This window comes from Rhizobium acidisoli (assembly GCF_002531755.2).
GTDB classification, from domain to species: Bacteria; Pseudomonadota; Alphaproteobacteria; order Rhizobiales; family Rhizobiaceae; genus Rhizobium; species Rhizobium acidisoli.
The window spans coordinates 713,819-737,325 of sequence record NZ_CP034998.1 but is presented as its reverse complement, the minus strand read 5'-3'; the positions used below and the strand labels follow the sequence as shown (position 1 = coordinate 737,325).

The 23,507-nt window shown below is 60.4% G+C and carries 24 protein-coding genes, 1 tRNA gene and 1 pseudogene; 14 read left to right on the top strand and 12 right to left on the bottom strand.

The window, feature by feature from the left end; all coding sequences use genetic code 11:
* Nucleotides 1–438: 438 nt before the first annotated feature.
* The 3 genes from CO657_RS03610 to CO657_RS03600 all read right to left on the bottom strand — a co-directional run bounded on the left by CO657_RS03610 (nt 439) and on the right by CO657_RS03600 (nt 4,947).
* Nucleotides 439–3,834: an acyl-[ACP]--phospholipid O-acyltransferase gene (locus tag CO657_RS03610; protein WP_054181548.1), complete on the bottom strand. Its 3,396-nt coding sequence runs from the start codon at nt 3,832–3,834 to the stop codon at nt 439–441.
* 94 nt (nt 3,835–3,928) lie between these two features.
* Complete coding sequence (locus tag CO657_RS03605) at nt 3,929–4,210, bottom strand: YiaA/YiaB family inner membrane protein (protein WP_003569708.1); 282 nt, start codon at nt 4,208–4,210, stop codon at nt 3,929–3,931.
* A 50-nt stretch (nt 4,211–4,260) separates the two neighbouring features.
* Nucleotides 4,261–4,947 (bottom strand): PspA/IM30 family protein, encoded by a 687-nt coding sequence (locus CO657_RS03600; protein WP_054181547.1) that lies wholly within the window; start codon nt 4,945–4,947, stop codon nt 4,261–4,263.
* A gap of 111 nt (nt 4,948–5,058) precedes the next feature.
* Between CO657_RS03600 and CO657_RS03595 the strand changes: the two genes are divergently transcribed.
* Nucleotides 5,059–5,664, top strand: coding sequence for a TetR/AcrR family transcriptional regulator (locus CO657_RS03595; RefSeq protein WP_054181546.1), 606 nt, complete (start codon nt 5,059–5,061; stop codon nt 5,662–5,664).
* A 190-nt stretch (nt 5,665–5,854) separates the two neighbouring features.
* Here the strand turns inward: CO657_RS03595 and CO657_RS03590 are convergent, their stop codons facing one another.
* The 4 genes from CO657_RS03590 to CO657_RS37075 form a co-directional block, all read right to left on the bottom strand.
* Complete coding sequence (locus CO657_RS03590; protein WP_054181545.1) at nt 5,855–6,445, bottom strand: hypothetical protein; 591 nt, start codon at nt 6,443–6,445, stop codon at nt 5,855–5,857.
* A 1-nt stretch (nt 6,446) separates the two neighbouring features.
* Complete coding sequence (locus CO657_RS38185) at nt 6,447–7,001, bottom strand: papain-like cysteine protease family protein (RefSeq protein WP_425349917.1); 555 nt, start codon at nt 6,999–7,001, stop codon at nt 6,447–6,449.
* 440 nt (nt 7,002–7,441) lie between these two features.
* Nucleotides 7,442–8,743: a hypothetical protein gene (locus CO657_RS03575; protein WP_128715518.1), complete on the bottom strand. Its 1,302-nt coding sequence runs from the start codon at nt 8,741–8,743 to the stop codon at nt 7,442–7,444.
* Nucleotides 8,744–8,843: 100 nt separating this feature from the next.
* Nucleotides 8,844–9,161, bottom strand: a complete 318-nt coding sequence (locus tag CO657_RS37075) for a hypothetical protein (RefSeq protein WP_054181543.1) — start codon at nt 9,159–9,161, stop codon at nt 8,844–8,846.
* Here CO657_RS37075 and CO657_RS03565 point away from each other — a divergent pair.
* The 6 genes and pseudogenes from CO657_RS03565 (at nt 9,145) to CO657_RS03540 (ending at nt 12,885) form a co-directional block, all read left to right on the top strand.
* The gene (locus CO657_RS03565; protein WP_054181542.1) at nt 9,145–9,924 is read left to right on the top strand and encodes an SDR family NAD(P)-dependent oxidoreductase; all 780 of its coding nucleotides are present in this window, start codon (nt 9,145–9,147) and stop codon (nt 9,922–9,924) included. The two genes, CO657_RS37075 and CO657_RS03565, sit on opposite strands and share 17 nt — an antisense overlap.
* Before the next feature lie 37 nt (nt 9,925–9,961).
* Nucleotides 9,962–10,103, top strand: a pseudogene (locus CO657_RS03560) (TetR/AcrR family transcriptional regulator); the annotation flags it as partial.
* A 202-nt stretch (nt 10,104–10,305) separates the two neighbouring features.
* Nucleotides 10,306–10,701 (top strand): hypothetical protein, encoded by a 396-nt coding sequence (locus CO657_RS03555; protein WP_128715517.1) that lies wholly within the window; start codon nt 10,306–10,308, stop codon nt 10,699–10,701.
* Nucleotides 10,698–11,855 carry a hypothetical protein gene (locus tag CO657_RS03550; protein ID WP_054181541.1) on the top strand — a complete coding sequence of 386 codons (1,158 nt, stop codon included), beginning with the start codon at nt 10,698–10,700 and terminating at the stop codon, nt 11,853–11,855. The genes CO657_RS03555 and CO657_RS03550 overlap by 4 nt, the downstream gene beginning before the upstream one ends.
* Before the next feature lie 242 nt (nt 11,856–12,097).
* Entirely contained in the window at nt 12,098–12,397 is a 300-nt protein-coding gene (locus CO657_RS03545) for a PadR family transcriptional regulator (protein WP_054181540.1), read from the top strand.
* On the top strand, nt 12,394–12,885 hold the full coding sequence (locus CO657_RS03540) for a hypothetical protein (RefSeq protein ID WP_054181539.1): 492 nt from the start codon (nt 12,394–12,396) through the stop codon (nt 12,883–12,885). Before CO657_RS03545 ends, CO657_RS03540 begins: the two co-directional genes overlap by 4 nt.
* 170 nt (nt 12,886–13,055) lie before the next feature.
* Here the strand turns inward: CO657_RS03540 and CO657_RS03535 are convergent, their stop codons facing one another.
* Entirely contained in the window at nt 13,056–13,487 is a 432-nt protein-coding gene (locus CO657_RS03535; RefSeq protein ID WP_054181538.1) for a hypothetical protein, read from the bottom strand.
* Between the two features lie 161 nt (nt 13,488–13,648).
* A tRNA-Gln gene (locus CO657_RS03530) sits at nt 13,649–13,722 on the bottom strand.
* A gap of 166 nt (nt 13,723–13,888) precedes the next feature.
* Here CO657_RS03530 and CO657_RS03525 point away from each other — a divergent pair.
* Genes CO657_RS03525 through CO657_RS03515 form a run of 3 tightly spaced genes read left to right on the top strand, consistent with a single transcriptional unit; the run spans nt 13,889 to nt 16,997 of the window.
* Complete coding sequence (locus CO657_RS03525) at nt 13,889–14,797, top strand: MBL fold metallo-hydrolase (RefSeq protein ID WP_054181537.1); 909 nt, start codon at nt 13,889–13,891, stop codon at nt 14,795–14,797.
* Between the two features lie 20 nt (nt 14,798–14,817).
* Nucleotides 14,818–15,267, top strand: coding sequence for a thiol-disulfide oxidoreductase DCC family protein (locus tag CO657_RS03520; RefSeq protein WP_054181536.1), 450 nt, complete (start codon nt 14,818–14,820; stop codon nt 15,265–15,267).
* A complete protein-coding gene (locus tag CO657_RS03515) occupies nt 15,264–16,997 on the top strand; it encodes a saccharopine dehydrogenase family protein (protein WP_054181535.1) in 1,734 nt (577 codons plus the stop codon). The genes CO657_RS03520 and CO657_RS03515 overlap by 4 nt, the downstream gene beginning before the upstream one ends.
* Nucleotides 16,998–17,352: 355 nt before the next feature.
* On the opposite strand, the gene CO657_RS03510 is transcribed toward CO657_RS03515, so the two are convergent.
* Entirely contained in the window at nt 17,353–18,258 is a 906-nt protein-coding gene (locus tag CO657_RS03510; protein ID WP_054181534.1) for a DUF1499 domain-containing protein, read from the bottom strand.
* A 345-nt stretch (nt 18,259–18,603) separates the two neighbouring features.
* Here CO657_RS03510 and CO657_RS03505 point away from each other — a divergent pair, with 345 nt between their 5' ends.
* A complete protein-coding gene (locus CO657_RS03505) occupies nt 18,604–18,993 on the top strand; it encodes a hypothetical protein (RefSeq protein WP_054181533.1) in 390 nt (129 codons plus the stop codon).
* Between the two features lie 15 nt (nt 18,994–19,008).
* On the opposite strand, the gene CO657_RS03500 is transcribed toward CO657_RS03505, so the two are convergent.
* A complete protein-coding gene (locus CO657_RS03500) occupies nt 19,009–19,254 on the bottom strand; it encodes a hypothetical protein (protein WP_037073946.1) in 246 nt (81 codons plus the stop codon).
* Between the two features lie 123 nt (nt 19,255–19,377).
* On the opposite strand from CO657_RS03500, the gene CO657_RS03495 reads away from it, so the two are divergent.
* Both CO657_RS03495 and CO657_RS03490 read left to right on the top strand, forming a co-directional pair.
* Nucleotides 19,378–19,575: a hypothetical protein gene (locus CO657_RS03495; protein ID WP_054181920.1), complete on the top strand. Its 198-nt coding sequence runs from the start codon at nt 19,378–19,380 to the stop codon at nt 19,573–19,575.
* Between the two features lie 299 nt (nt 19,576–19,874).
* Nucleotides 19,875–20,150, top strand: a complete 276-nt coding sequence (locus CO657_RS03490; protein ID WP_054181532.1) for a hypothetical protein — start codon at nt 19,875–19,877, stop codon at nt 20,148–20,150.
* An 11-nt stretch (nt 20,151–20,161) separates the two neighbouring features.
* On the opposite strand, the gene ppdK is transcribed toward CO657_RS03490, so the two are convergent.
* The gene (ppdK, locus tag CO657_RS03485; RefSeq protein ID WP_054181531.1) at nt 20,162–22,846 is read right to left on the bottom strand and encodes a pyruvate, phosphate dikinase; all 2,685 of its coding nucleotides are present in this window, start codon (nt 22,844–22,846) and stop codon (nt 20,162–20,164) included.
* 258 nt (nt 22,847–23,104) lie between these two features.
* On the opposite strand from ppdK, the gene CO657_RS03480 reads away from it, so the two are divergent.
* Nucleotides 23,105–23,413, top strand: coding sequence for a hypothetical protein (locus CO657_RS03480; RefSeq protein WP_128715516.1), 309 nt, complete (start codon nt 23,105–23,107; stop codon nt 23,411–23,413).
* The last annotated feature ends 94 nt before the right edge of the window (nt 23,414–23,507 follow it).

Genomic DNA, 23,507 nt, shown 5'->3' with positions numbered 1-23,507 from the left:
TATGGGGCAAGGACCGCAAGTTTGGTGGTATTTGTTGGAATGGCCGTCTTGGCGCAACCTCAGGCAAAACCGCTCGCGCACTTGCTGAAGCCCCCGACGTCTCGCCTCCTGCCGATTGCGCCCCCCACTCTCCGTCATACTCGGGCTTGACCCGAGTATCCATGCCGCAAGCGCCTCGCTTGCATGTGTTCGGTTACGATCGTTTTGTCAGGGTGAGCACAAACGCAGCGCTCGTGGCCATGGGTCCTCGGGTCAAGCCCGAGGACGACGGAGGGTGGGGGAGTCCTTGTGGCAAGTAGCGAAGTGCGCAGCTGGCGTATCGTCGCCAGGGCAGAGAAAGACCGAGCGTGCGCCTCCTGCCGATCTCCCTCCTTGTGGGGGAGATGCCCGGCAGGGCAGAGGGGGGTGCCACAGGACGCGGCGCCCCCGAGCGTTTGCCTAAGCCGCCTCCCCCTTCTCAACCGCACTCTCCGCCAACTTGCGCGCCGCGACGAAATCGACCTTGCCCGATCCCAGCACCGGCACCTTGCCGATGTTGACCTCGGCCGGGACCATCATGTCCATCGCGCCCTTGGATTTGGCGAAGGCGAGGAATTCCGTGCGGGTGGCATTTGGGGCATCGGTGAGCAGCACCAGACGTTCGCCCTTTTTGGCGTCGGGGAGCGACGAGACGACCGACAGCGCCCCGGGCCAGAGTTCGGCGGCCAGCGTTTCGACGGCGGCGAGCGAGATCATTTCGCCACCGATCTTGGCGAAGCGTTTGGCGCGGCCGCGGATCTTGACGAAGCCGTCCTCGTCGATGGTGACGATGTCGCCGGTGTCGTGCCAGCCATCGGCGAGCGGCTCGAGCACGCCGGGCTTTTCGGCGCGGAGATAACCGGCCATGACATTGGCGCCGCGCACATGCAGCCGGCCGCCCTCATCGATGCCGGGCACCGGTTCGAGCTTCCATTGCATGCCCGGCAGGATTTTGCCGACCGTGCCGGAGCGGTTGTACATCGGCGTGTTGATCGAAATCACCGGCGCGGTCTCGGTGACGCCGTAGCCTTCCAAGATGCGCAGGCCGAATTTTTCCATATAGGTCTGGCGGGTCGAAGCCTTCACCGGCTCGGCGCCGGAGAAGATATAGCGGATCGAGCGGAAATCATAAGGATGCGCGGTCCTGGCATAACCGTTGAGGAAGGTGTCGGTGCCGAAAATGATCGTGGCGTTGGAGACATAGATCAGCTCCGGCACGATGCGGTAATGCAGCGGCGACGGATAGAAATAGACCGGCACGCCGGAGATCAGCGGCAGCACGGTGCCGGCCGTCAGCCCGAAGGAATGGAAGACGGGCAGGATGTTGAACACCTTGTCGCCGCTGTGGAAATCGATGCGGGCGGCGGCCTGGGCGGCGTTCGACAGGATGTTGCGGTGGGTCAGCACCACGCCCTTCGGCGTGCCCTCCGAGCCCGAGGTGAAGAGGATGACGGCCGGATCATCCGGCCGGCGCTTGACCAGCGGCCGACCCTTGCGCAGCAGCCCGCGGATCTTGTCGACAAGGCCGACTTCGGCTCTCAGATCATCGAGCCAGACGATAGTCACCTGCTTTTCCATCTCCTCGATGACAGCGCCGAGCTTGGCCTGGGTGACGAAGGCGCGCGAGGTCAACACGTGCTTGATCTCGGCGGCCTTGCAGGCGGAGAGAATATTGGCCGCACCGGCGGTAAAATTCAGCATCGCCGGCACTTTGCCGGCGCTCATGACGCCAAGAATGGTGGCGGCGGCGCCATTGGCATTCGGCAGCATGACGCCGAGGTTTGCTTCCGGGAAGCGCGCGCGGAATTTGGCGCCGAGCACGGCGGCACCGGTCAAAAGCTTGCCATAGGTGAGGCTGCCGGTGACCGGATCCTCGACGGCGAGCTTTTTCATGCCGAATTCGTGGGCCGCCTCGACGACGCGGCCGAGAACGGTCGACGAGGTATCGGCAGTTTCGAACAGCAGGTTCGACATGACCTGATAGAGAGCGGCGCCCGCCGCCGTGCGGCGCTTGCGGCCTTTGAGCTCGGCCGGCACTTCGAGCTTCACCGGCTCGAGAATGGTGACCTTGACCTTGGGAAACAGCCGGCGGCGGATCTTGCCGTCGCTGAGATAGGAGAGATAGCTCTTCTCCAGCCCGTCGATCTTGACCGGCACGACCATCGAGCCGGTCTTGTCGGCGACCATGGCGGCACCGTCATAGACCTTCATCAGCGTGCCCGTCACCGTCAGCCGTCCCTCGGGGAAGATGCCGATCGGGTTGCCGTCCTGCACCACCTTGATCAGCGAGCGCGTCGCCATCGGCTTTGTCGGGTCAAGAGGCAGGAATTTGCACATTTTCAGGAAGGGCCGCACCCACCAGGCCTGGGCGATCTTGTAATCGACGGCGAAGGTCGGCTCCTCCTCGGTGATGGCGAGCGCCAAAGCGCCGTCGAGCAGGCTGACGTGATTGAGGGCGATGATCGGCGCGCGGCCGGCCTTCTTGATATTCTCCAGCCCCTCAACCTCCAGCCGCATGAAGGCACGGAACAGGATCGAGATGAAATCGCGGAAGGGATTGGTCGGCAGCGTCTTCAGCATCAGCCAGGCGACGCCAAAATTGATAATGCCGAGGCCGATCAGGATCTGCGGAATGGAGGCGCCGAGCGCCTGGATGACGGCGACGAGGCCGAGGCCGACGGTGATAAACAGCGCCGACAGCACATTGGCGGCGCCGATGACGCGGGCGCGGCGATCCTCATGCGCCCAGGTCTGCAGCGCAGCGAAGGTGGGCACGGCGATGAAGGCGCCGGATATGGCCATGCCGGCGAGATCGATGGCAACGCGGATGGTATTCTGGCCGGCGAAGAAACCGGTGATCGTCGTCGCGTGGCTTACCGATGCCAGGCCCCAGAGGTTCCAGGCGAGATCGAGACTGAAGAGGCCGAGCAGCGCCGTTCCGACAGGGGCCGGCAAGAGCACGATGCGGCCGGACGACATCCAGGCGGCAATGGCCGAACCGACGGCGACGGCAATGGCGAAGACGGTGAGATAGGCGGGCACCACCAGCTCGGAGCCGCCGAGCAGTTCGGTCACCATGGTCGGCAGGATGGAGAGAACGAAGGCGCCGACCAGCCAGAACCAGCAGTTCATCAGCGCCGAACGCCACAGGCGCTTATCCTCGCGGATTTCCATGACGAGCGTGTAGCTGGAGCGGATGACGTTGCGGTCGATCTCCAGATCCGGCGCCTTGGAGCCGGTGGCCGGGATCATCCGGCTGGCCAGCCAGCAAAGCACCGAAAGCCCCATCATCATCGAGCCGAACAGCAGCACATTGTCGCCGCTGGAGAAGGCGAGTGCGGCGATGATCGTGCCGGCGAGGATGGCGATGAAGGTGCCGCCCTCGATCCAGGCATTGGCCTTCGGCAGGTCGCGGCGGTCGAGATGATCGGGCAGGATGCCGTATTTGATCGGCCCGAACAGCGCCGAGATGACGCCGAAGCCGAAGAGCGCTGCCATCAGCACAAAAATGGAGGAGAAGCCGAGGCCGACGACGGCAAGCGCCGCAATGCCGATCTCGCAGCGTTTCAAGAGCTCGGCAATCCTAGCCTTGTCATGCTTGTCGGCGAGTTCACCGCCGAGCGCCGACAACAGCAGGAAGGGCACGATCAGGATGACGCCGGCAAGCGTCACCAGGGCGGCCCCTTCGCTCGCCGACATCTTGAAGAGAATGAGGAACACCAAAGTGTTCTTCAGAAAATTATCGTTGAAGGCCGTGAGGAACTGGGTCCAGAACAGCGGCGCGAATTTCCTAGACGTCATCAGATTGTGTTGCACGGGCGTTGTCCCTCTTTCGGCTCGCTGAGAAGGCCACAGAGTTGTTACCCATTGGTTGAATGCGGCAACAACTCTGCGCTGTGGTTAAGGAAGATCAATCTTCATCGCTACGATTGAACTTGACCAGCAGCTTTTCCGTGCGGGCATCCTCGACCTTGCGGATCAGCTTCTCGGATTCGGCATTGTCACGCAGCGTCTTGGTGATATTCACGGTGGTCTGCACCAGCATCAAGATGCCCATGGCGAGATAACCTTTGCCCCAGAGATCGAGCGGCATCATGTAAAGGCCGAGCGCCAGCATGAAGGCGGCCGAGCCGAAGGAGATGTAGGAGAAGCTGACCCAGCTGGCGGAATGTTTCTGGAAACTGTCGTTCATGATCGTAATCCTCAAGGTTCTATGGATTGGATGGCTGAATGAATGCGATTTCAGGCGGCCGGCGTAATGCGGCTCTTGAGCCGGGCGAGCACGTCATCGGCGGAGGAGTGAAGCGCCGGGCCGCAGCCGGCAGTGGCAAGCTTTTCGATGATGCCGGCCGGGCGGATTGCGCCTTCCATCTCCTTGAGTGCTGCCGCCGTCAGATCATTCTGGCTCTGGCGGATGCGCAGGCGGGCCAAGGTCTCCTCGGCCTCATCGAGCGTCGCGAGGCCGGGACCGGCGACCACCACATCGAGCTTCTGCGCCTCCTCAGTGGCGCGCGCCAGCCGCTCGCCGCGCTGCAGCGCCTGCAGCCGCGCTTCGGAGGCCCGGACGATGGCCTTCAATTTGTCGATGCCGGCGGTGAACTGGGCTTGCGCCTTCTCCGACGCATCACGCTCGGCTTCGAGAAAGGCGATCGCCTCGGCCGCTTCCCGCGCCAGCCCCTCATTGCCCTTGGTGAGCGCCGCGGTGGCGCGGTTTTCGAGATCGGCGATGCGGGCAACGATCGTTGCATGCTGCCCCTTCTCCTGCTCGTTCTGGGCGATGGCGACGGCGACGCTGCGGCGCGCCGACTGGATCTGTTGGGCGGCATCACGGATCTGCTGGGACAGCAGCGGCACGGCGTGGCGATCGGCAAAAGCCTGTTCGGCATCATGCGCCCTGCCCCGCAACAGAATGGAAATCAGTTTGAACATTTCTTGCCTCCGGTTTATGAACGTTGTTCACGAGATGAGTTATGGCAGAATCATGAACGTCGTTCAAGATAAATTTTGAACATCGTTCAAAAAATCGAAATGGAGTGGTTAATGGCCGGTAGACGAGAAGAAAAACGCGAGGACCTGAAGGCCCGGCTGATCGAGGCGGCGCGCGAGCGCATCGCCCGCGACGGGCTGACCAATCTGCGCGCCCGCGACATCACCCAGGACGCCGGCTGCGCCCTCGGCGGCCTCTACACCGTCTTTTCAGACCTCGCCGAGCTCGTCATCCACGTCAACTCCGCAACGCTGAAGGCCTTGGAGGCCAGGCTGACCCTTGGTGAAGCCAGGGATAAAAGCCCGACCGACCGCCTGCGCAACCTCGCCCAGGGCTACCTCGCCTTCGCCGTCGAACACCGCAACCTCTGGAAGGCCCTCTTCGACCACTTTCCCCCCGACACCAGCCCGACCCCGCAATGGCACCTCGACGAACACCTCTTCCTGATGGACGTGATCGCCGAACCGCTGGCCGAACTGCAGCCCGACATGCCCCCCGAAGACCGCGCCATCCGCGCCCGCACCCTCTTCGGCGCCGTCCACGGCGTCGTCAGCATCAGCCTGGAGGGCCGCTTCGTGGGATTGCCGCTGGCGCGGCTGGCAAGGGAGGTGGACGAGCTGGTGCAGACGATCGCGGCCGGGGCGGAGCGTAGACGGTGATGGAGGATGGGGGGCGGTTTGTGTCGGATGGGCGTGAAGTCTACTACTAGCATGTGTAACGGCCGAGCAAACGGCGGGTTGAGGTTCCGGCTGATCTCATCGACAAGATGGAAGGATCAGACATAGTCTGACGCGCACAGCACTTCGGTCACGTCAACCGCCTTATCGAAAGGTTCGTTTCGATATATCTCTATGGGGTGCTGAGCGACCGGTTGCTACCTTCCAGGAGACGCTCAACCGCACGGTTGTTCACAACGGATATAAAATCGCTTTCGCTCGTCTGTCCCGAGAAGTCAGCGGCACCAAGATACGAGTAAAACTTCGTCGGGGTCTGCGCTGTTTGACCTAGGAGCCATATGGCACCGACGTTTATGCTTGGTATTTCGATAATCCGAAGTTCCCAATTTTTATCGGGAGAGTTTTCCTCGAAGTCTATCTCGATCAGTTTCTTCTCAAGTGCTTCTGCCACAGGCCCCTCGGTCAAACCCGAGAAAAGATCAGAATCCGAACTGTTGTGGCCATCTTCGGAGTCGATATCGGCAAATAGCCTTTCGCTGCCGGAGTGCAATATATATCGCCAGGCTATTTGCTTAGCTTGCTTAAGGGCCTCCGCACCCGCTGCCTGTTGCAAATCGAGCGTATAGAGCGGGATTGGCTCATAGATGGCGAAAGAGGTGACAGCACCTCCCCGGGCGTCAGAAGGAGTTTGGAAAATGTCCTCCATAACATTCGTTAAAGCCCGCAGCGTTGCGTCCGGCGCGGTTCGCTTCTCAACACTCATTTTATCCTCCTAGAGAGTCCGGAAAATCGCTTTGCTGTCCAACATGAGGGGCTGCTCCTCCGCCAGCGCCACCATTTTTAACATAGTACGTATGCGTCCAAATACCTGATCCTCTATAGTCAGTCTCGAATTTCATCCGAGGCACCTGCTGTCGACCGAAAATCGGATCGTCGATTAAGTATAGTTCTCGCCCGGATATAGAAGTTTTCACACCACGGATTGCAAGGAAATGACCGCCACCCTGCGGTCCCCATTGAGTACGCACGCAAACCGGCTCACCGGAAGCAAGTTCATTCGTAACCTCAATGAACGAGGCAACGCTGTTCGTCATCCGATCAAAACACCTAACCGCTCTGAGGGCGAGATCTAGATAGGAGTCATTGTTGCAAGCGCTTGTAGCCGCTCCACCGCAGCAGTCTTGCCGCGACCAAATTTGGTTGGCGACTTTGCACTGCGTCCAACCCGTGCCGGCACTAAAGAACCTCGCCACGCTAGCGCTTACAGCAGCCCAGCACCAATGTGTTTGCGACTGATGCTCAACTACTAAAGCCACCATTGTAGAGGTCGGTGTGCCGCTCCCCGCCGCACTGCTGCTTCCGGCACTGCGGGCTGGTTTGATACGGCAAATAATCTTAAGTATTTTCGACAAAGACATAGCGCTCCCCTCCTGACGCCAAAGTAGCAAGTGGTCCAATGCATAATTTGCTGAACGTGCCTTGGACCATGGTCTCGCCTGCGCTTATGGGCATGTTTCCTGCGCGATCTGGTCGCCGACCTTGATCAGTCCCCTCAGGACCGCACCTGCAGTCGCGCCCAGTCCCGGTATCAGCAAGGCTAATCCCGCCAGGAAATCGAGAATAGGCTTTGCCCTGGGCCATATTGTGCAGAAATTGTCTATGCCTCCCCCCGCATTTGCGCCGGAACTAATGTTTGCCTTCACCTCTTGCATGATAATGTTTGATGCTTCACTCGTATTCATCATAGTCCTCCCTTGGGTTAAGCAATTTCGAACGCTGCATCCCAGATACGGCCTTCTATCTGCCTGCGGCACACACCAAGCGCTGCGCCCGCGGCTTCAATTGTTCCACCGTTTCCGTCAGAGAAAGCTACGTGGCCGATTTTGTTCGGCCTCGCCTTTCGCACCAGTATTGAACCGGGTGTGTCGGCGGCATCCGCAATAGAAAGTTGAGTGTTGCTCGCTTTGGCGTCTCTGTACCAGGCGCCGGAGAAAGGCTCTAGCTGCGGAATCGGTCGTTCATTGTCGACACATCCGCACACACGGCCACATGTTTGATACACCACCCAGCTGACAAACTCGGCGCAATCCCATGGCCCATGCCAGCGCCTGTTATCTAATGGAACGTTTGCTCCAAGATCGTATTCTTCACCGATCCGGGTCGAAGCCAGCCGAAGAAATTCCACTCCCGGATCAGCAGAGCCACCGTCATCCTCCCCCGTTGGCATCGCCGACTGAGAAGGGGGCTCTTCTATGGCCCCAATTTGAACTAAACGCTTCAAGATGACGGCTGCGCCACACTGTCGGCTGACAGCGTCAGGCGACCAAACGCCGTCAGCTACATACTTGCCCTTGGTGTAGTGATTACTGAAGCTCCATAAGTATGGTGTTCTCACTTCAGGATGGAATTTCAGATAGCCAAAGCCATTGAATCTTTCCAGGGCATACAGAATTCGCTCGATCGGCCAGGAATTGACATGATCGAGTCCGTCGTACTGTAGAGCATCGATCGCGCTTTCTTCCCATCGAAACGGGGGCGTTCCTCTTCTAGGTCTGCCTGCAGGAACGTGAATTGTAAAGTCGGTCAGAGGGTCTCCATTGTGGAGGTGCCTGTCGAAGTTCAGCGAAGCCTCAAGGGAATGAATTGCCCCAATAACATACCATGGGACGCTGGTTGCAATTTCGACGGTTTGGTAGCGTTCGCGAGACTCCTGAATCTTTTGTACTATTCGGTCGACCGCGAGGATGTGCGAATTCCTTATAAGAAGCTCCCGCCACAGGACGAAATATTGACCCGCCAGCGTTGGATACGTCGGATTACCCGCTCCCCCCAGTTCAGAGGGCGAGCTCTCCTCCGAACCGCCAGTCATGTTTTGAAAGTCCAAGAGGAATTCTTCTTTCGCTTCCTTCAGAAGCTTCTCATCAATTTCAGCTAGGCGATGCTCTCCATATGCCATTTTGCCCTCCCTCAATTGAAATAATGACAAAGTATTATCAATTTCGGGGCTGCACGCCTCGAAACCTTTCCAACCAAAGCTCAAAAAATTCACACGATCAGTCAATCGTCATGTAACATTTTTAGTTACTGACGGATTATACATTGTTCGTATTTGGTGACTTGTTTTATATTACGACAATCTCCCTGTAGTTGTAAAGGAAAATCTACAGTGGATTGAGGTGAGCAACCGGTGATCGCATCGCGTACTTACGTGAAAAGGTAACCTTGAGACCGGGGACAAGAACGTAGGCCGTGATACGGCCGATGGAGGTGAGGATCTCAGCCCTGCGACGGAGCTGCGGATCCTTGCCGACATATCGCTCGATTTCCTTGTCGAGACGGTCGATATGTTGTTCCAGCCTGCGCACAAGGCGGTTGAGTTCGCCCTTCGTCGTCCTCGGGCTTGACCCGAGCACCCCTGCCCAAGCACTCTGCGCCCACCACGCCGCACGCGAAAGGAACCCCATGAGCCGCATCTTCATCACCGGTTCCACCGATGGCCTCGGCCTTGCCGCCGCCCGCACCCTCCTCAGGCAAGGCCATGATGTCGTCCTCCACGCCCGCTCCCGCGAGCGCGCCGCCGCCATATCAGACACGTCAGCCGCCGCCCTCGGCCTCGTCATCGGTGATCTCGCCAGCGCCGCCGAGACCCGCTCTATCGCCGAACAGGTCAACGCCATCGGCCGCATGGACGCCGTCATCCACAATGCCGGCATCTACCTCGAACGCAGTCGCGGCGAAACGCCTGAAGGCCACGCCAAGACGCTGGCGGTCAACCTGCTCGCCCCCTATCTCCTCACCGCCTGGATCACCCGCCCCGACCGCCTGATCTATCTCACGAGCGGCATGCACCGCAGCGGCGCCAGCAGCCTCGACGATATCGACTGGAAGCGGCGGCCATGGAATGCCAGCCAGGCCTATTCGGAAAGCAAGCTCCACATCGCCACCCTCGCCGCCGCCCTCGCCCGCCACTGGCCGGATGTCCTCAGCAATTCCGTCGACCCCGGCTGGGTGCCAACCAAAATGGGCGGCGCCGGCGCGCCGGATGATCTGGAGATGGGGCATCTCACGCAGACATGGCTTGCGACGAGCGATGATGGCGCGGCCAGGGTCAGCGGCGGGTATTGGTATCATCGGCAGCAGCGGGCGGCGGCGGCGGAGGTTGGGGATGTCGGATTTCAGGATGCGCTGGTGGAGAAGCTTGCCGAACTCATAGGTGTTCGACTGTTTGCGGAGCGCCCTTAAGACGCAAGGCCGGCCGGTTATCAGGAACTGCCGCGTTCGAAACCTCTGGAAGGTGATGTTCGACCACTCCCCTCCCCGGAAACCAGTCCGACGCCGCAATGGCATCTCGACAACACCTCTTCCTTATGGATGTGATCGCCGAGCCGCTGGCCGAACTGCAGTCCGACATGCCCCCGAAGACCGCGCCCTCTTCAGCCCCGTCTGGGGCGCACGCGGATACCAGCTAGGGACTCTCTGCCCATGTAGCATGCCTGTACAGCTCACCAGGGACCGGCAACGCTCAAGGACTTACTCGTCATACGCGAAATTCGCGCGCGCGACTACTCGACAAAAGCGCCTAACCAAAGTAAACATCCCATCCAGTTCGGGGACGTGGGTTAAATGACGCAATACCATAATGATCTACCTGCGAGTTGTCCGCCAGGTGAAGCTGAGACCGTTACAGCAGAACTCTTTAAAGCTATTGATGGAAGGCAGCCCCGCAACGAAGACTTCAAGTCTTTCGCAGAACGAGAACGCGAAGGCACGGACAAAACGTTGTGTCAAAGTTGGGGGTTGTCGGTCTGGCCCCATATGGACGCCGTAGACCACGCTCTAAAGGCTTATAAGGTTTTCGCTAAGAAGCATATCATCAAGTTCTCTGTCACCCCCGCCGATGGTACACTGCTGGCGACGCCTAGTTCAAAACAGCCGGAACACCACACCTTCTGGAAGTACAAAAATTGTAACCTATTAAACTCCTGCCAGATCGTTATCGCGCCGGGCCAACGCTCATGAATGCCGTTTCAGAGACTCTCTACAAGATTCGGATTGAGCGAACACTCTATCAGTTCGACGAGCCGATCCTATTCACCGCGCGTGTCGGCATGCTGAATGCGTTGTTTGTACGCACCGATCTTACGGAGGATGGACACGAATTCTTATCTTGCTACATCGATGACAATCATCTGGATGGGCTATTAGAAGGGCGACTGTCTATTAGAGGTGCATTTGAGGCTCAGTCCGACAACTTCCTGGTCTACGCGAATGACGCTTATGAGGTCTCTAAAGAGCTTAAGGTTACCGGGGATGAGTTACAGTGCCGTCTACCGGACCCCAACGTAGGGGTCTTCGAGCATCTCGGGGAGTGTCCAGACGTTTTGCAAGAGAAAAATGCATTCCTCGCCATATACTTCAGAGGCGAGAACTTAGGCCGCGGCTCCATCCAGTATTCCACGCTCATGAAGCTTTTGGGCACCGTCCAAGTCTTTGCCAGGAACGTCCTCGTCCCGCCCTCACTAAGGGGCTATAAAGCCTCTACCCTAGACTTTCTTGTCGGTGATCCCGCCTTGGGCAGCCTCATGATCGCCATAAAGGAGCCGACATTCAACGTATCCCGGCTAAGGCAAACTCAAAATGACCAGGGCCTGACCAGTCAACGGCTCAAGGACGGCGCGTCCACTCACAAGAACGAGTTCTTCGCGGAGGTACAAGAGCTTGTTGAGTCGCCACATAAATTTCGGGCTGCACATACCGATGACGACGAAGATATCTTTGAGAGTATCAAGCATCTTCTCCCATCCGATGACACACCCTACTCTAATTTGACGTTTTCAACGCAAGACGGCAAATCCTTAAAGCGCATCTCCATTGACAGGGACCGTGCCGACCGGGTTCGGGCTAGTTATAGCACTGCTAACGGTGTTCGAACGCGGCGGTCTGGGGTCATAGTTGAGATCAACGCGTCGAGCGCCACTCTCCTGCTGCGTTCTGCGAGTGGAGCAGTTACGACCTCAGACTTCACTCGCGAAGCGTTTGCCGAACTTAGGCGGAATCCCGACTTCAAAATCGGCGCGCGTCTTATACTGGACGGGGAACTATTCGAGCGGCCACGACGAGATTACCTTGTCGTAAAAGGTGTTGTATCCCTCAACGATGTCGCACTGGTCTAAAGCGTGTCGCAGTCTTGCTAATTACTATCGACGTAATCAGCGTTTTCGGCATGGGCGTGCTCATAACGGGCAAATGACAGGCTGGCAGGTCAGTCTGCCTATAATTTTTTCCTTAGCGGACTACTCGTCACCGATAAGATTATCTTGAATCGCCTCGCCGAGTGATGAGCGTCTTGATCGCAAGTCATAACCCTTGTAAGACTCAGAATGCTTAATCGTTGTAAGACTCAAAGGAGGCTGATTTGTTCGGAGCATCGAACAAGGAATTCGAGATCTTGGATCTGCTTAAATCTGGCAATCGCCTGTATGGTTTGGAGATGGTCAACGCCTCTGACACGTTGAAGCGCGGATCGATTTACGTTTTCCTCGGCAGGATGGTTGAAAAGGGCTGGCTGGAGTCCGCCCAGGAGAAGGAGGAAACGGTGCCTGGTCTTCCGCGGCGCCTCTATTGGATTACGGGTAAGGGTAAGGCTGTTTACGATCGCGCGGTAGCAACCCGGCAGCAGTTCAATGCTTGGGACATTGAAGGAGCTGGGGTATGAAGTTTTTATGGATGAGCTTTATTTGCTCTCTTGTGGTTGGAGCGCTCTTCGGTTTCGGTGCATATTTCCTGACGAGAGGTTTCGAGTCGGCTGGGACAGGAGCAGACTCGTCAATGTTCAGCTTATTGAGCGGGATCGGGGTCGCCGCAACTGGTGCAACAGCAGTGCTTGCGGTGGCAAAGATGACACTGTTGGGCCGTGTAGAAGTCAGAATTACATCACCGGCCGGCCATATGTTCACCCGGATCCTGACCTTGTTCATTTCCAAGCGGCTGTTTTATAAGCACTTCGGGCAAACGATCGCCGACAACCGCGAAGAGGTGAATAAAGCGCTTGCGCGTGGTGATATCAATGAGGCTGACAAAATAGCCCGAGAGCTGAATATCGACTTGTGCCGACAGATCCTGGAACTGATCGTCGCACTTCCGGCGAGTGTCGTCGGAAAAGTTTGGCAGTTCGCAAAAGGCGAGAAAAAGGGCGACGAGTAAGTCGCCATTTTTTTATTGCCCTAGAAATCGAGATACTCACGGAGCTGTTCATAGCCTCCAATGAGCACGCCGTCGTGGAAGATCATCGGGAAGGATTTGCAGCCGGCGTCTTTGAACCCAGATCAATTTCGCACAAATTTAAGCTGTCACAACGTCACAAATAAGATACTCTACCTTATGCCTGCCTCAAGAAAGATTGCATCATACTTATCGATGACGCCTTGCACCCAGGGCGCTATACGTGAGGCGTTGGCGCGCCACTCTTGATAGTCGTGAAGTGTCTTATCCCAATCGACAAAGCCTTTTGTGCTTGCGATCTTCACTTTGTTCTCTTCTGTCATTTTCATTAGTTGAAGCGCAGCGTCACGCTGTTCATCCAAAAACTTGGCAATGGTAGGATGAATGTCCGGCAAGTCTGTCGCTACCTGTGAAGCTAGCCGCGTCAGACGTGGCCTAGCCATCGCAAGGATGTCGAGAGTTCGTCCGACTTCTCCGGCGACTTCGGCATTCAAACGAGCGATTTCAGCGCGTCTGTCGCTGCGATGCATGGCACGGTCGCTGCCAATGCCGATCAGTGCCAATAGCCACGATATTAAATCCATGCACACCCCTCCAAGCGTCTCACGAATGAGTTGAGAGAATAATACGATATGGGCGAGAAGTTGCGGAGTCGGGAAGTTACGGAATTATGCAACGGAAAACCGTTACGGTTAGCATCCGCCAATATTGTATAACTTATTGATTTTACTTATTAAATATGCATTGGCTGGGGCGCCTGGATTCGAACCAGGGATGACGGTACCAAAAACCGTTGCCTTACCGCTTGGCGACGCCCCAACAGAGCTTTCGGCGCGAAGCGCCGGCTCAAATCGACGCCTGATTAGCAAAGCTCTCCGTCTGTCACAATGACTAAGTTGCACTTGCCGCAGATTTATGCGCTGCAGAGGGCAAAGCGGCGTGCTAGGAATGGGCGGTGTCATCGGCCTCGAGAGCATCGCCCCGCATGGAAAGCCCCGCATTCGACCTTGCTTTCGAGCCGGCCTATGGGCGGGCCGTGCCGGTGGCGCCAGGGGTCGAGCGGATCACGGCTGAGAATCCCGGGCCTTTCACCTTTTACGGGACCAACAGCTATATCGTCGGCGCCGCCTCGGTCGCGGTCATCGATCCCGGGCCGGAGGATGAGGCGCATTTTCAGGCGCTGATGGCGGCGCTTCGCGGCCGCGAGGTGACGCATATCTTCGTCAGCCATACGCATCGCGACCACTCGCCGCTTTCCCGCCGGCTGCAGGCGGCGACGGGGGCGGTGACAGTGGGGCAAGGGCCGCATCGGCCGGCGCGGCCGCTGCGGGCCGGCGAGATCAATCCGTTTTCCGAGAGCTCGGATCTGGACTTCGTGCCGGATCTAACAATCGGCGACGGCGAGACCATTGCGGGCGATGGCTGGGCGCTGACATCGGTGCTGACGCCGGGGCATACGGCCAATCATGCCGCCTTCGCGCTCGAAGGCCGCGATATCCTCTTCTCCGGCGATCATGTCATGGCCTGGTCGACCTCGATCGTCGCGCCGCCGGATGGATCGATGGCGGATTACATGGCCTCCCTCGAGCGGCTGATCGCACGTGAGGACGGCCTGCTGCTGCCCGGCCATGGCGGGCCGGTGACGGCGCCGGCGAGTTTCCTGCCGGCGCTGAAGGCGCATCGGCTGAAGCGCGAGCAGGCAATTCTCACGCGCATCCGCGCGGGCGACCGGGAGATTGCCGAGATGGTGAAGGCGATCTACAGCGATACCGATCCGAAGCTTTATGGGGCGGCGGCGCTTTCCGTGCTCGCCCATATCGAGGATCTGCTGGAGCGCGGCGAGATTGCGACGGATGGGCCGCCCTCGCTTGCCGCCACCTACCGGCTGTTGTAAGCGGAGATGGGGAGATTACCATGACGCGCGCCGCTTACAGCTATCGCAACGATCCCGCCGTGCCCGCTTTCGCCGATGACCAGCCGCTGATCGTTTTCGATGGCGAATGCGTCTTCTGCTCCGGCTGGGTGAAATTCGCGCTGAAGCACGACAGAGAGCGGCGCTACCGCTTCCTCGCCGCCCAGACGCCGCTCGGCGCAGCGCTCTACCGGCATTACGGGCTCAACGAGCGCGATTACGAAACCAACATCCTCATCGAAAACGGCCGCGCCTTCTTCAAATCCGACGGCTCGATCCGCATGGTGGCCGGCCTCGGTTTTCCCTATTCGCTGGTCAGGCTCTTCCGGCTGCTGCCGCGGCGCGCAGCCGATGCGCTCTATGAATTCATCGCCCGCAACCGGCTGAAGATCGCCGGCCGGCAGAGCTGCATGGTGCCGACGGCGGAGCAGCGCAGCCGCTTCATCACATGAGCGGCGACCGGCTCTCGCTGCTGATCATCGGCGGTTACGGCACGTTTGGCGGCCGGCTGGCGCGGCTGCTTGGCGATGAACCGCGGCTCCGGCTGCTGATCGCCGGGCGGTCGTTGGAGAAAGCCGACGATTTCGTCGCCGATCTCAGAGCCCCGAAGGATGGATCCGAGGGCTTGGGAAGCAGCAATCTGGGCGCGAGCCTGCAGGCCGTGCGCTTCGATCGCGATGGTGATCTGGCGGAACAGCTGACGCGGCTGCAGCCGGATCTCGTCGTCGATGCCTCCGGGCCGTTCCAGAGCTTCGGGGACGATCCCTATAAGGTGGTGCGCGCCTGCATCGGCCTTGACATCGATTATGCCGATCTCGCCGACAGCACCGGCTTCGTCGCCGCGATCGGCGGGCTTAATGCCGAGGCGAGAGCGAGGGGCGTCTTCGCGCTCTCCGGCCTCAGCAGCCTGCCTGCCCTTTCCTTCGCCGCGCTCGAGGTCATGGCGCCGCAGTTCGCCCGGGTCGAGGCGGTGGCGGCGGGCATTGCCCCCTCCTCGCATGTGAAGATCGGGCTGAATGTCGTCAGCGCGATCGCAAGTTATGCCGGCAAACCCGTGCCGCGGCTCAGCGATGGTAAGGTTTCGAGCGGGCGCGGGCTGATCGATGCGATGCGGGTGACGGTAGCGCCGCCCGGCGCGGTGCCGCTGAAGAGCCGCGAATTCCTGCTGGTGGATGCGCCGGATCTGGCGCTGCTGCCGGCGCGCTTTGCCGGCCTGCAGTCCAGCTTCACCGGGGTCGGCACGGAGCCGCAGCCGCTGCAGCGGCTGCTTGGCCTTGCAGCCCAGCTGGTGCGGCTGAAGCTGTTGCCGTCGCTCACGCCGTTTTCGCGGTTGATCCGGCGCGCCAGCCACGGCTTTGCGATCGGCGCGCATCGCGGCGGCATGTTCGTGCGTGTGACCGGCGTCGATGCCGCGGGCAAAAGCCTGACAGGCGGCTGGCATCTGATTGCCGAGGGGGATGACGGGCCGTTCATTCCGGTGACCGGGGTGGCCGCGCTGGTGCGGCGGCTGCTCAAGGGTATCCGGCCGGAGGCTGGCGCGCGGCCGGCGACGGGCGAATTGCGATTGGACGATTTCGAAGCGGAATTCCGGCGGTTTTCGATCACGACCGGGATCCGGATGGAAAGCGTGGGCGCCTGCCTGCCGCTCTACCACCGGGTTCTCGGCAGCGCCTTCGAGCAGTTGCCGCCGGCGATTGCCGCCATCCACTCGGTCGGTCCTGCCGGCGGCGCGCGCGTCGCCTCCGGTCGGGCGCGGATCGAGCGCGGCCGCGGCATTCTTGCCGGCATCGTCGCCCGGCTGATCGGCTTTCCCCCGGCGGGCGAGGATGTGCCGGTGACGGTGCGCTTTACCGCCGATGGCGAGAAGGAGATCTGGACGCGGGATTTCGGCGGCAAAATCTTCCACAGCCTGCAGCTCGAGGGAAAGGACCACGACCGGCATCTGCTGGCGGAAGTGTTCGGGCCGTTCCGGGTGCTGGTGGCGCTGGTGCCGGAGGGGAGCAAGTTGCGACTGGTGGTGCGGGGGTGGCGGTTTTGCGGGCTTCCGCTGCCGCTGTTTCTGGCGCCGGGTGGGGAGACTTTCGAGGAGGAGCGGGATGGGCGGTTTCATTTTCATGTGGAGATTGGCGGGCGGCTGACGGGGCTGGTGGTGCGGTATTCGGGGTGGTTGGTGGTGGAGTGAGGGGCACGCGCGCGATCTGCGGCCTTATGCCGCCTCTCTCCAGCCTCATGACGCGACCTCTCTCCAGCCTCATCCTGAGGTGTGTAGCCCGCAGGGCGAAGCCTCGAAGGACGGGGCTGGCCACCGCATCCACCGCCCTCGTCCTTCGAGGCCCCTTCGGGGCACCTCAGGATGAGGGCTGATCGTTGTTCGGGCCGGCTTGGTTGGGCGATACCGCAGTGATGTGGAGTTTGCGGCACCGTCAGCATGTCGAGCCTGCCGCACCCTCTCCCGGCCCTTCGCTTTAAGCTCAGGGCGTTCGCCGCTGCAATCGATTCACTGGATCGATTGCTGCCGCCTTTGGCGGCACCGCGGCTCACCCACCCGCAATCCCCAGCAGTTCGGCGTCCAGCGCCTTCAGATAATCGCCGGCGATTTCGGCGCTGAAGCCGAGGTCGTGTTGGCCGTAGCGGGAGGCGACGCGGATGTCGACGAAGGTGGTTTCGGCCTCTTCGCGCAGGCGGATCAGGATATCGAAGCGCAGGCCGAGGATCAGTGTGCGGTTGGTCGCCTGCAGCGTCACGCCGTTGGCGCCGCGGATCAGCTTGGCGACATCGTCGTCATAGGGGCGCGGCGTCGGCACGGGGATGATGCCGGGCGCATCGGCAACGGCCTCGTCGCCGGGCTCGAGTTTGGCCGGTCCGTCCTCCGGGTCGCGGTCCAGCTCGCTGGTGCCGGTGCTCCTGACGATGACAAAGCCGCTCTGTTTGGCGACCTTGCGCACCGCTTCCAGCACGCGGTCGAGCGCGCCCTCATAACGCCGGCCGGTCAGCTCGGGATAGGCGGCGAGCTGCTTTTCGCGATCCTCCGGCGTCACGAGATTGCGCTTCAGCCAGATCTGATCGGATTTCGGGGTCGACAGCCAGTCCGGGGCGGAGACCGGGTCGGTGGAGACGTCGTAGATATCAGGCAGCGTCATATAACGCTCGACGGCGAAGGCGCCGATGCCGAGCGGAAAGGCGGCATAGATCAAGGCGGCGAGTGCCGCCAGCCCGCCTTCGGCGCCTGTCATCCAGAGGCTGCGCAGCCCGACTGCGGCCAGCATGGCGGCCAGCAGCCCGCAGCCGGCAGCGGCGATCAGCAGCAGCACGAGATAGGGGGTGGCGAGGCCGCCGAAGCGATGGGCGATCAGCACCGCCAGCGCCAGAACCAGCGAAAACGCCCCGAGCAGCCGCGAAAAGCGGGCGGCGCCTGAAACGGGACGGTCGAAACGGATGGCCATCAAACTTACCGGTTGCTCGTCAGCGCCGCGCCATCAAACAACGCAAATCGCCATATCCTTGTTTAGAGCATGATGCCGAAAAGTGTGAAGCGGTTTTCGGACGACATCATGCTCTATTTCTTTGATTTAGATCCGGATTCAGATTTTAGGCCAGCCCGGCCTAGAATCATCCGGATCTGGGCAAGATTCGGCTGAATTGAAACTGTTGTCTTGGAATATCAGCTGGAATTCGCCTGGCATGGCCGAAGCGAAAGGCCACCCACTTCATGAGCCCTTGCTGATATGGTAAAAAAGGGCCATTCTGCCGCGGATTCATCTCCGAATTCAAAGGCAAGGAGAGACGGGATGATTTCACCCGAGATAGCAGCCAGGCCGCAGGCGTCTGCGCTTGGCGGGATCGATCACACCGAGCCGATGCTGCCGATGGAGCTGCTCGAGCTCGAACTTTCGCTCGAAGGTTATGCCGGCGGCGATGCCGGCTTCTGCGAGGCGGTGCGCCAGGCAGCACAGCGGTCGGGCGGCGAATTGCTGTTCGACCTACCGGCCGGCGGTCTTATCGCGGATTGCCGGCGCATCGCCGTGCTGCGCATTCCCGATGACGGCAGTCAGATGCGGGTCGTGCTGGCGCTGCTCGATTATGCCGGCACCGAAATCCGCATGCAGGCGCCCGATGAGGAGACCGCGCATCTGGTGCGTTTCGCCGATGCCTTCGTCGAACTGCTGGAGCGGATTTAGGGTTGACCCTGCGTTCTAGCGCCGCTCGGCCGCAGCCTCCGCCAGGCTGCGGAAGGGAAACTTGCGGCCGCATTCACATTTCAGCATGAAGCTTTCCTGGTGGTTGGACGGCCGCTGCACGCCAAAACCGCGCGGCAGCTGATCGACCTTGAAATCCGGGTGCTTGCGCTTGGGATCGTCGATCTCCGAGGCTTCGGCAAAGCCCTCATTGCCGCATTGCGGGCAGTTCAGTTTTTTCGAAAATCGATCGCGGATGGCCATGCTCGTTCCCATGCTTGCCGGCCTCTCATACAGAGAAATCCCCCTTATGCATAGGAAGGTGGCCGGCGAAAGTGGAACCAAGTGCGGCCCGATGCCGTTCCTTTTTTCGAAAAGGAGGCGATCATGCCGAACAGAGATCCGATGCCAATCCCGAACGCCGATACACCACGCGGGCCGACGCCGACCCCCGGCATTCCCGACCCCATCCAGCAGAAGCCGCCGCTGACCCCGGCGCAGGATCCGGCCGATACGAAGAACCCACAGGACCCGCCGCTCAATCCGGCGCTACTGCCGATCGGGGATCCGGCCGGAGCGGCGTGATTTTGGCGAGAGCGTTTCCCCACTCTCCCTCATTCCTGTGCTCGTCACAGGAATCCCGCCACCGCGCGTCGGCGCGGTGAATAACGCCTTGAAGGGAGTTTCCCGCGCCCAAGGACTTGGGCGGACTGGATTCCTGTGACAAGCACAGGAATGAGGGAGTTGAGAGGTCGAGGACTTGCCTCAAACACGACAGACCGCCCTCGCCCATCTCTTCGCACGACAGGCCACCCTCGCCGATCTCCTCGCTTGACGCCACGGCCTGAATGGCATTTCCTCAGGGAAAAGCAAGGAATACCCCGATGCGCGTTCCCCTTCTCATCGCCATAGCCACCCTCGCCGCCGGGCTTTCCGCCTGTCAGACGATGACGCCGGAGGAGCGGCGGGCGGCGGATGAGCAGCGGTGTTTGAGCTATGGTTTCCGCCGCGGCACCGATGGTTTTGCCACCTGCCTGCAGCGCATCGATCTCGACCGGCGGGCCGAATCGCGGGAGCAAAGTGCCGAGATGATGCAGAGCATGGCCTGGGATCTGAACGGGCCCTATATCTACCGCGATCGCTGGCGCCATCATCATTGAGGCCGAGCTGACTATTTCCCCCCGAGGTCTTTCAGACCTCCTGCAATGACTGCCTGCGCCGCCGCCAATCTGGCGATCGGCACGCGAAACGGCGAGCAGGAGACATAATCGAGCCCGATCGTTTCGCAGAAGCGGATCGAGGCCGGGTCGCCGCCATGTTCGCCGCAAATGCCGAGCTTCATGTCGTTGCGGGTCTGCCGGCCGCGTTCGGCGGCAATGCTGATCAATTCTCCGACACCGTCGAAATCGAGCGAGATGAACGGATCGTGCTCGATGATGCCCTTGCGCTGATAGGTGGGGATGAAGGCCGAGGCGTCGTCGCGCGAGATGCCGAAGGTGGTCTGCGTCAGGTCGTTGGTGCCGAAGGAGAAGAATTCGGCGGCTTCGGCAATCACATGGGCGCGGAGCGCCGCGCGCGGCAGCTCGATCATCGTGCCGACGAGATAATCGATCTTCATGCCGGCCTCGCGCATCACGTCGCCGGCGACCTCGTCGATGCGCGCCTTGACGTAATCGAGCTCGGAGCGCAGGCCGACCAGCGGCACCATGATCTCCGGCACGACGGCCGCCCCGGTCTCCTTCGCTGCGGCAACCGCCGCCTCGAAGATGGCGCGGGCCTGCATCTCGACGATTTCAGGATAGGAGATCGCCAGCCGGCAGCCGCGATGGCCGAGCATCGGATTGAACTCGTGCAGCGCATCGACGCGCTGGCGCAAGGCTATCGCCTCCATGCCCATGGCGAAGGCGACTTCGGCGACCTCGTCATCGGTCTTCGGCAGGAATTCGTGCAACGGCGGATCGAGCAAGCGGATCGTCACCGGCAGGCCGTGCATGACGGTGAAGAGGCCGGTGAAATCCAGCCGCTGCATCGGCAGCAGCTTGTCGAGCGCCAGCCGCCTGCCCTTCTCATCGACGGCGAGGATCATCTCGCGCATGACATGGATGCGCTCGCCCTCGAAGAACATGTGCTCGGTGCGGCAAAGGCCGATGCCCTCGGCGCCGAAGGAGCGGGCGGCGCGCGCATCGGCCGGCGTATCGGCATTGGTGCGCACCGTCATGCGCCTGAGACGGTCGGCCCAGCCCATGATGCGGCCGAAATCGCCCGAAAGCTCCGGCTGGATCATCGGCACCTCGCCTTTCAGCACCTGGCCGGCCGAGCCGTCGATGGTGATGATGTCGCCCTTTTTCAGGGTGACGCCGATGCCGAGCAGCCGCTCGTTGCGGCTATCGATGCGCATGGTGCCGGCGCCGACGACGCAGGGGATGCCCATGCCGCGGGCAACGACCGCCGCATGGCTGGTCATGCCGCCGCGCGTCGTCAGGATGCCTTCGGCCGCATGCATGCCGTGAATATCCTCCGGGCTGGTCTCGACCCGGAGCAGGATGACCTTGCGGCCTTCGGACTCGGCCTCCACAGCCTCTTCGGCGGTAAAGACGATGGCGCCGGTGGCAGCCCCCGGCGAGGCGGGAAGCCCGGTGCCGATCACCTGGCGGGTGACGCGCGGATCGATCGTCGGATGCAAGAGCTGGTCGAGGCTGGAGGGTTCGATGCGCAGCACCGCCTGCTCCTCGGTAATCACCTTTTCATCGACCATGTCGACGGCAATTTTCATCGCCGCCCGGGTGGAGCGCTTGCCCGAACGCGTCTGCAGCATCCACAGCTTGCCGCGCTCGATGGTGAATTCGATATCCTGCATGTCGCGGTAGTGGATTTCGAGTTCGCTGCAGATGCGGCAAAGCTCGCGAAAAGCCTCCGGCATCAGCTTTTCCATCGAAGGCTTTTCCGAGCCCGAGGAAAGCCGCCCCTCCTCGGTGATGCTTTGCGGCGTGCGGATGCCGGCCACGACATCCTCACCTTGCGCATTGACCAGGAATTCGCCGTAAAGCGCCTTCTCGCCGGTCGAGGGGTTGCGGGTGAAGGCGACACCGGTGGCGGACGCATTGCCGAGATTGCCGAAGACCATCGCCTGGATGTTGACGGCCGTACCCCAGCCTTCCGGAATATTATGAAGCTGGCGGTAGGTGACGGCGCGCGCGCTCATCCAGCTGGAAAACACCGCACCGACGGCGCCCCAGAGCTGCACTTCCGGATCCTGCGGGAATTCCTGCGCCAGCTCCTCCTCGATCAGCTTCTTGTAGAGGAAGACGATATGCTGCCATTCGGAGGCGCTAAGCTCGGTATCGGTTTCATGGCCGAGCTTGGCCTTCTCGTCTTCCAGGATTTCCTCGAAGGCATCGTTGCCGAGGCCCATGACGACATCGGCATACATCTGGATGAAGCGGCGGTAGCTGTCCCAGGCAAAACGCGCGTCGCCGGCATCGTGGCCGAGCGCCTGCACCGTCTCGTCGTTGAGACCGAGATTGAGCACGGTGTCCATCATGCCCGGCATCGACACACGGGCGCCGGAGCGCACCGAGAGCAGCAGCGGCTGGCTGCCGGCGCCGAAGCGGCGGCCGGTGATCGCCTCTATGCCTGATATGCCGGCGCGCACCTCGGCCTTTACGCCGTCCTCGATATGGCGGCCGTTCCGGTAATAGGTGTTGCAGGCATCGCCCATGATCGTCAGCCCCGGCGGAACGGGCAATCCCAGCGCGCACATCTCCGCCAGATTGGCGCCCTTGCCGCCCAGAATTTCGTGATCGCGCGCCCGGCCCTCAGCCTGCCCGTCGCCGAACGTATAGACCCACTTGGTCATCTTCCCCCAACACCAAACCGGGATTAGCTTAATCCGTTGGTGTTGAAATGAAAATCGACAAATGCGGCGGAATGTTGCGTTGCACAATAATTCTTCGGCGGGGCGGCGTTCGAAACGATTGAAACATCGCCCGGCACGAAAAAGGCAAAAAAAAAGCTTTGCGGGACTGCAACATGTCCCGCAAAGCCTTGTTTCCGTCCGGCCAGGAAAACCGGACGGGGGGTCCCTCAACCCAGGGCACTTTCCTCAAGTAATGGAATGCCCTATCGCTTGGTCTTCACGCAATTCCTGCGAAAGCCGCTTTGCGCGCTTCTTGGAATTGCCCCCGATTTTCCGGTTCTTGCCCTCTGCCCGGAAAACCGCCTGCAAATTCGACAATACGCACATTTGACCGCCCACGTTTCCGCAGAGGCATCAGGTTGCGTTGAAACAACTTCTAATGCAAGTCATCGCAAAGAGCATCACCCAAATGGGGTACAGGCCGCAAAGAAGCCGACCTTTTTTGGTGCTTACGAAATTTCCGGCAAAAGTGCGGGCCTTTTCAGCAACTTTCGGCCGTCGGCCTGACTGTCTCAGCCCCTGCGAGGCCACTCTTCCATGCCTCAGAAATCACGCCGTATGGCGCGCTGTTACGCAATATGACCAAACGCCTCCCGACAAG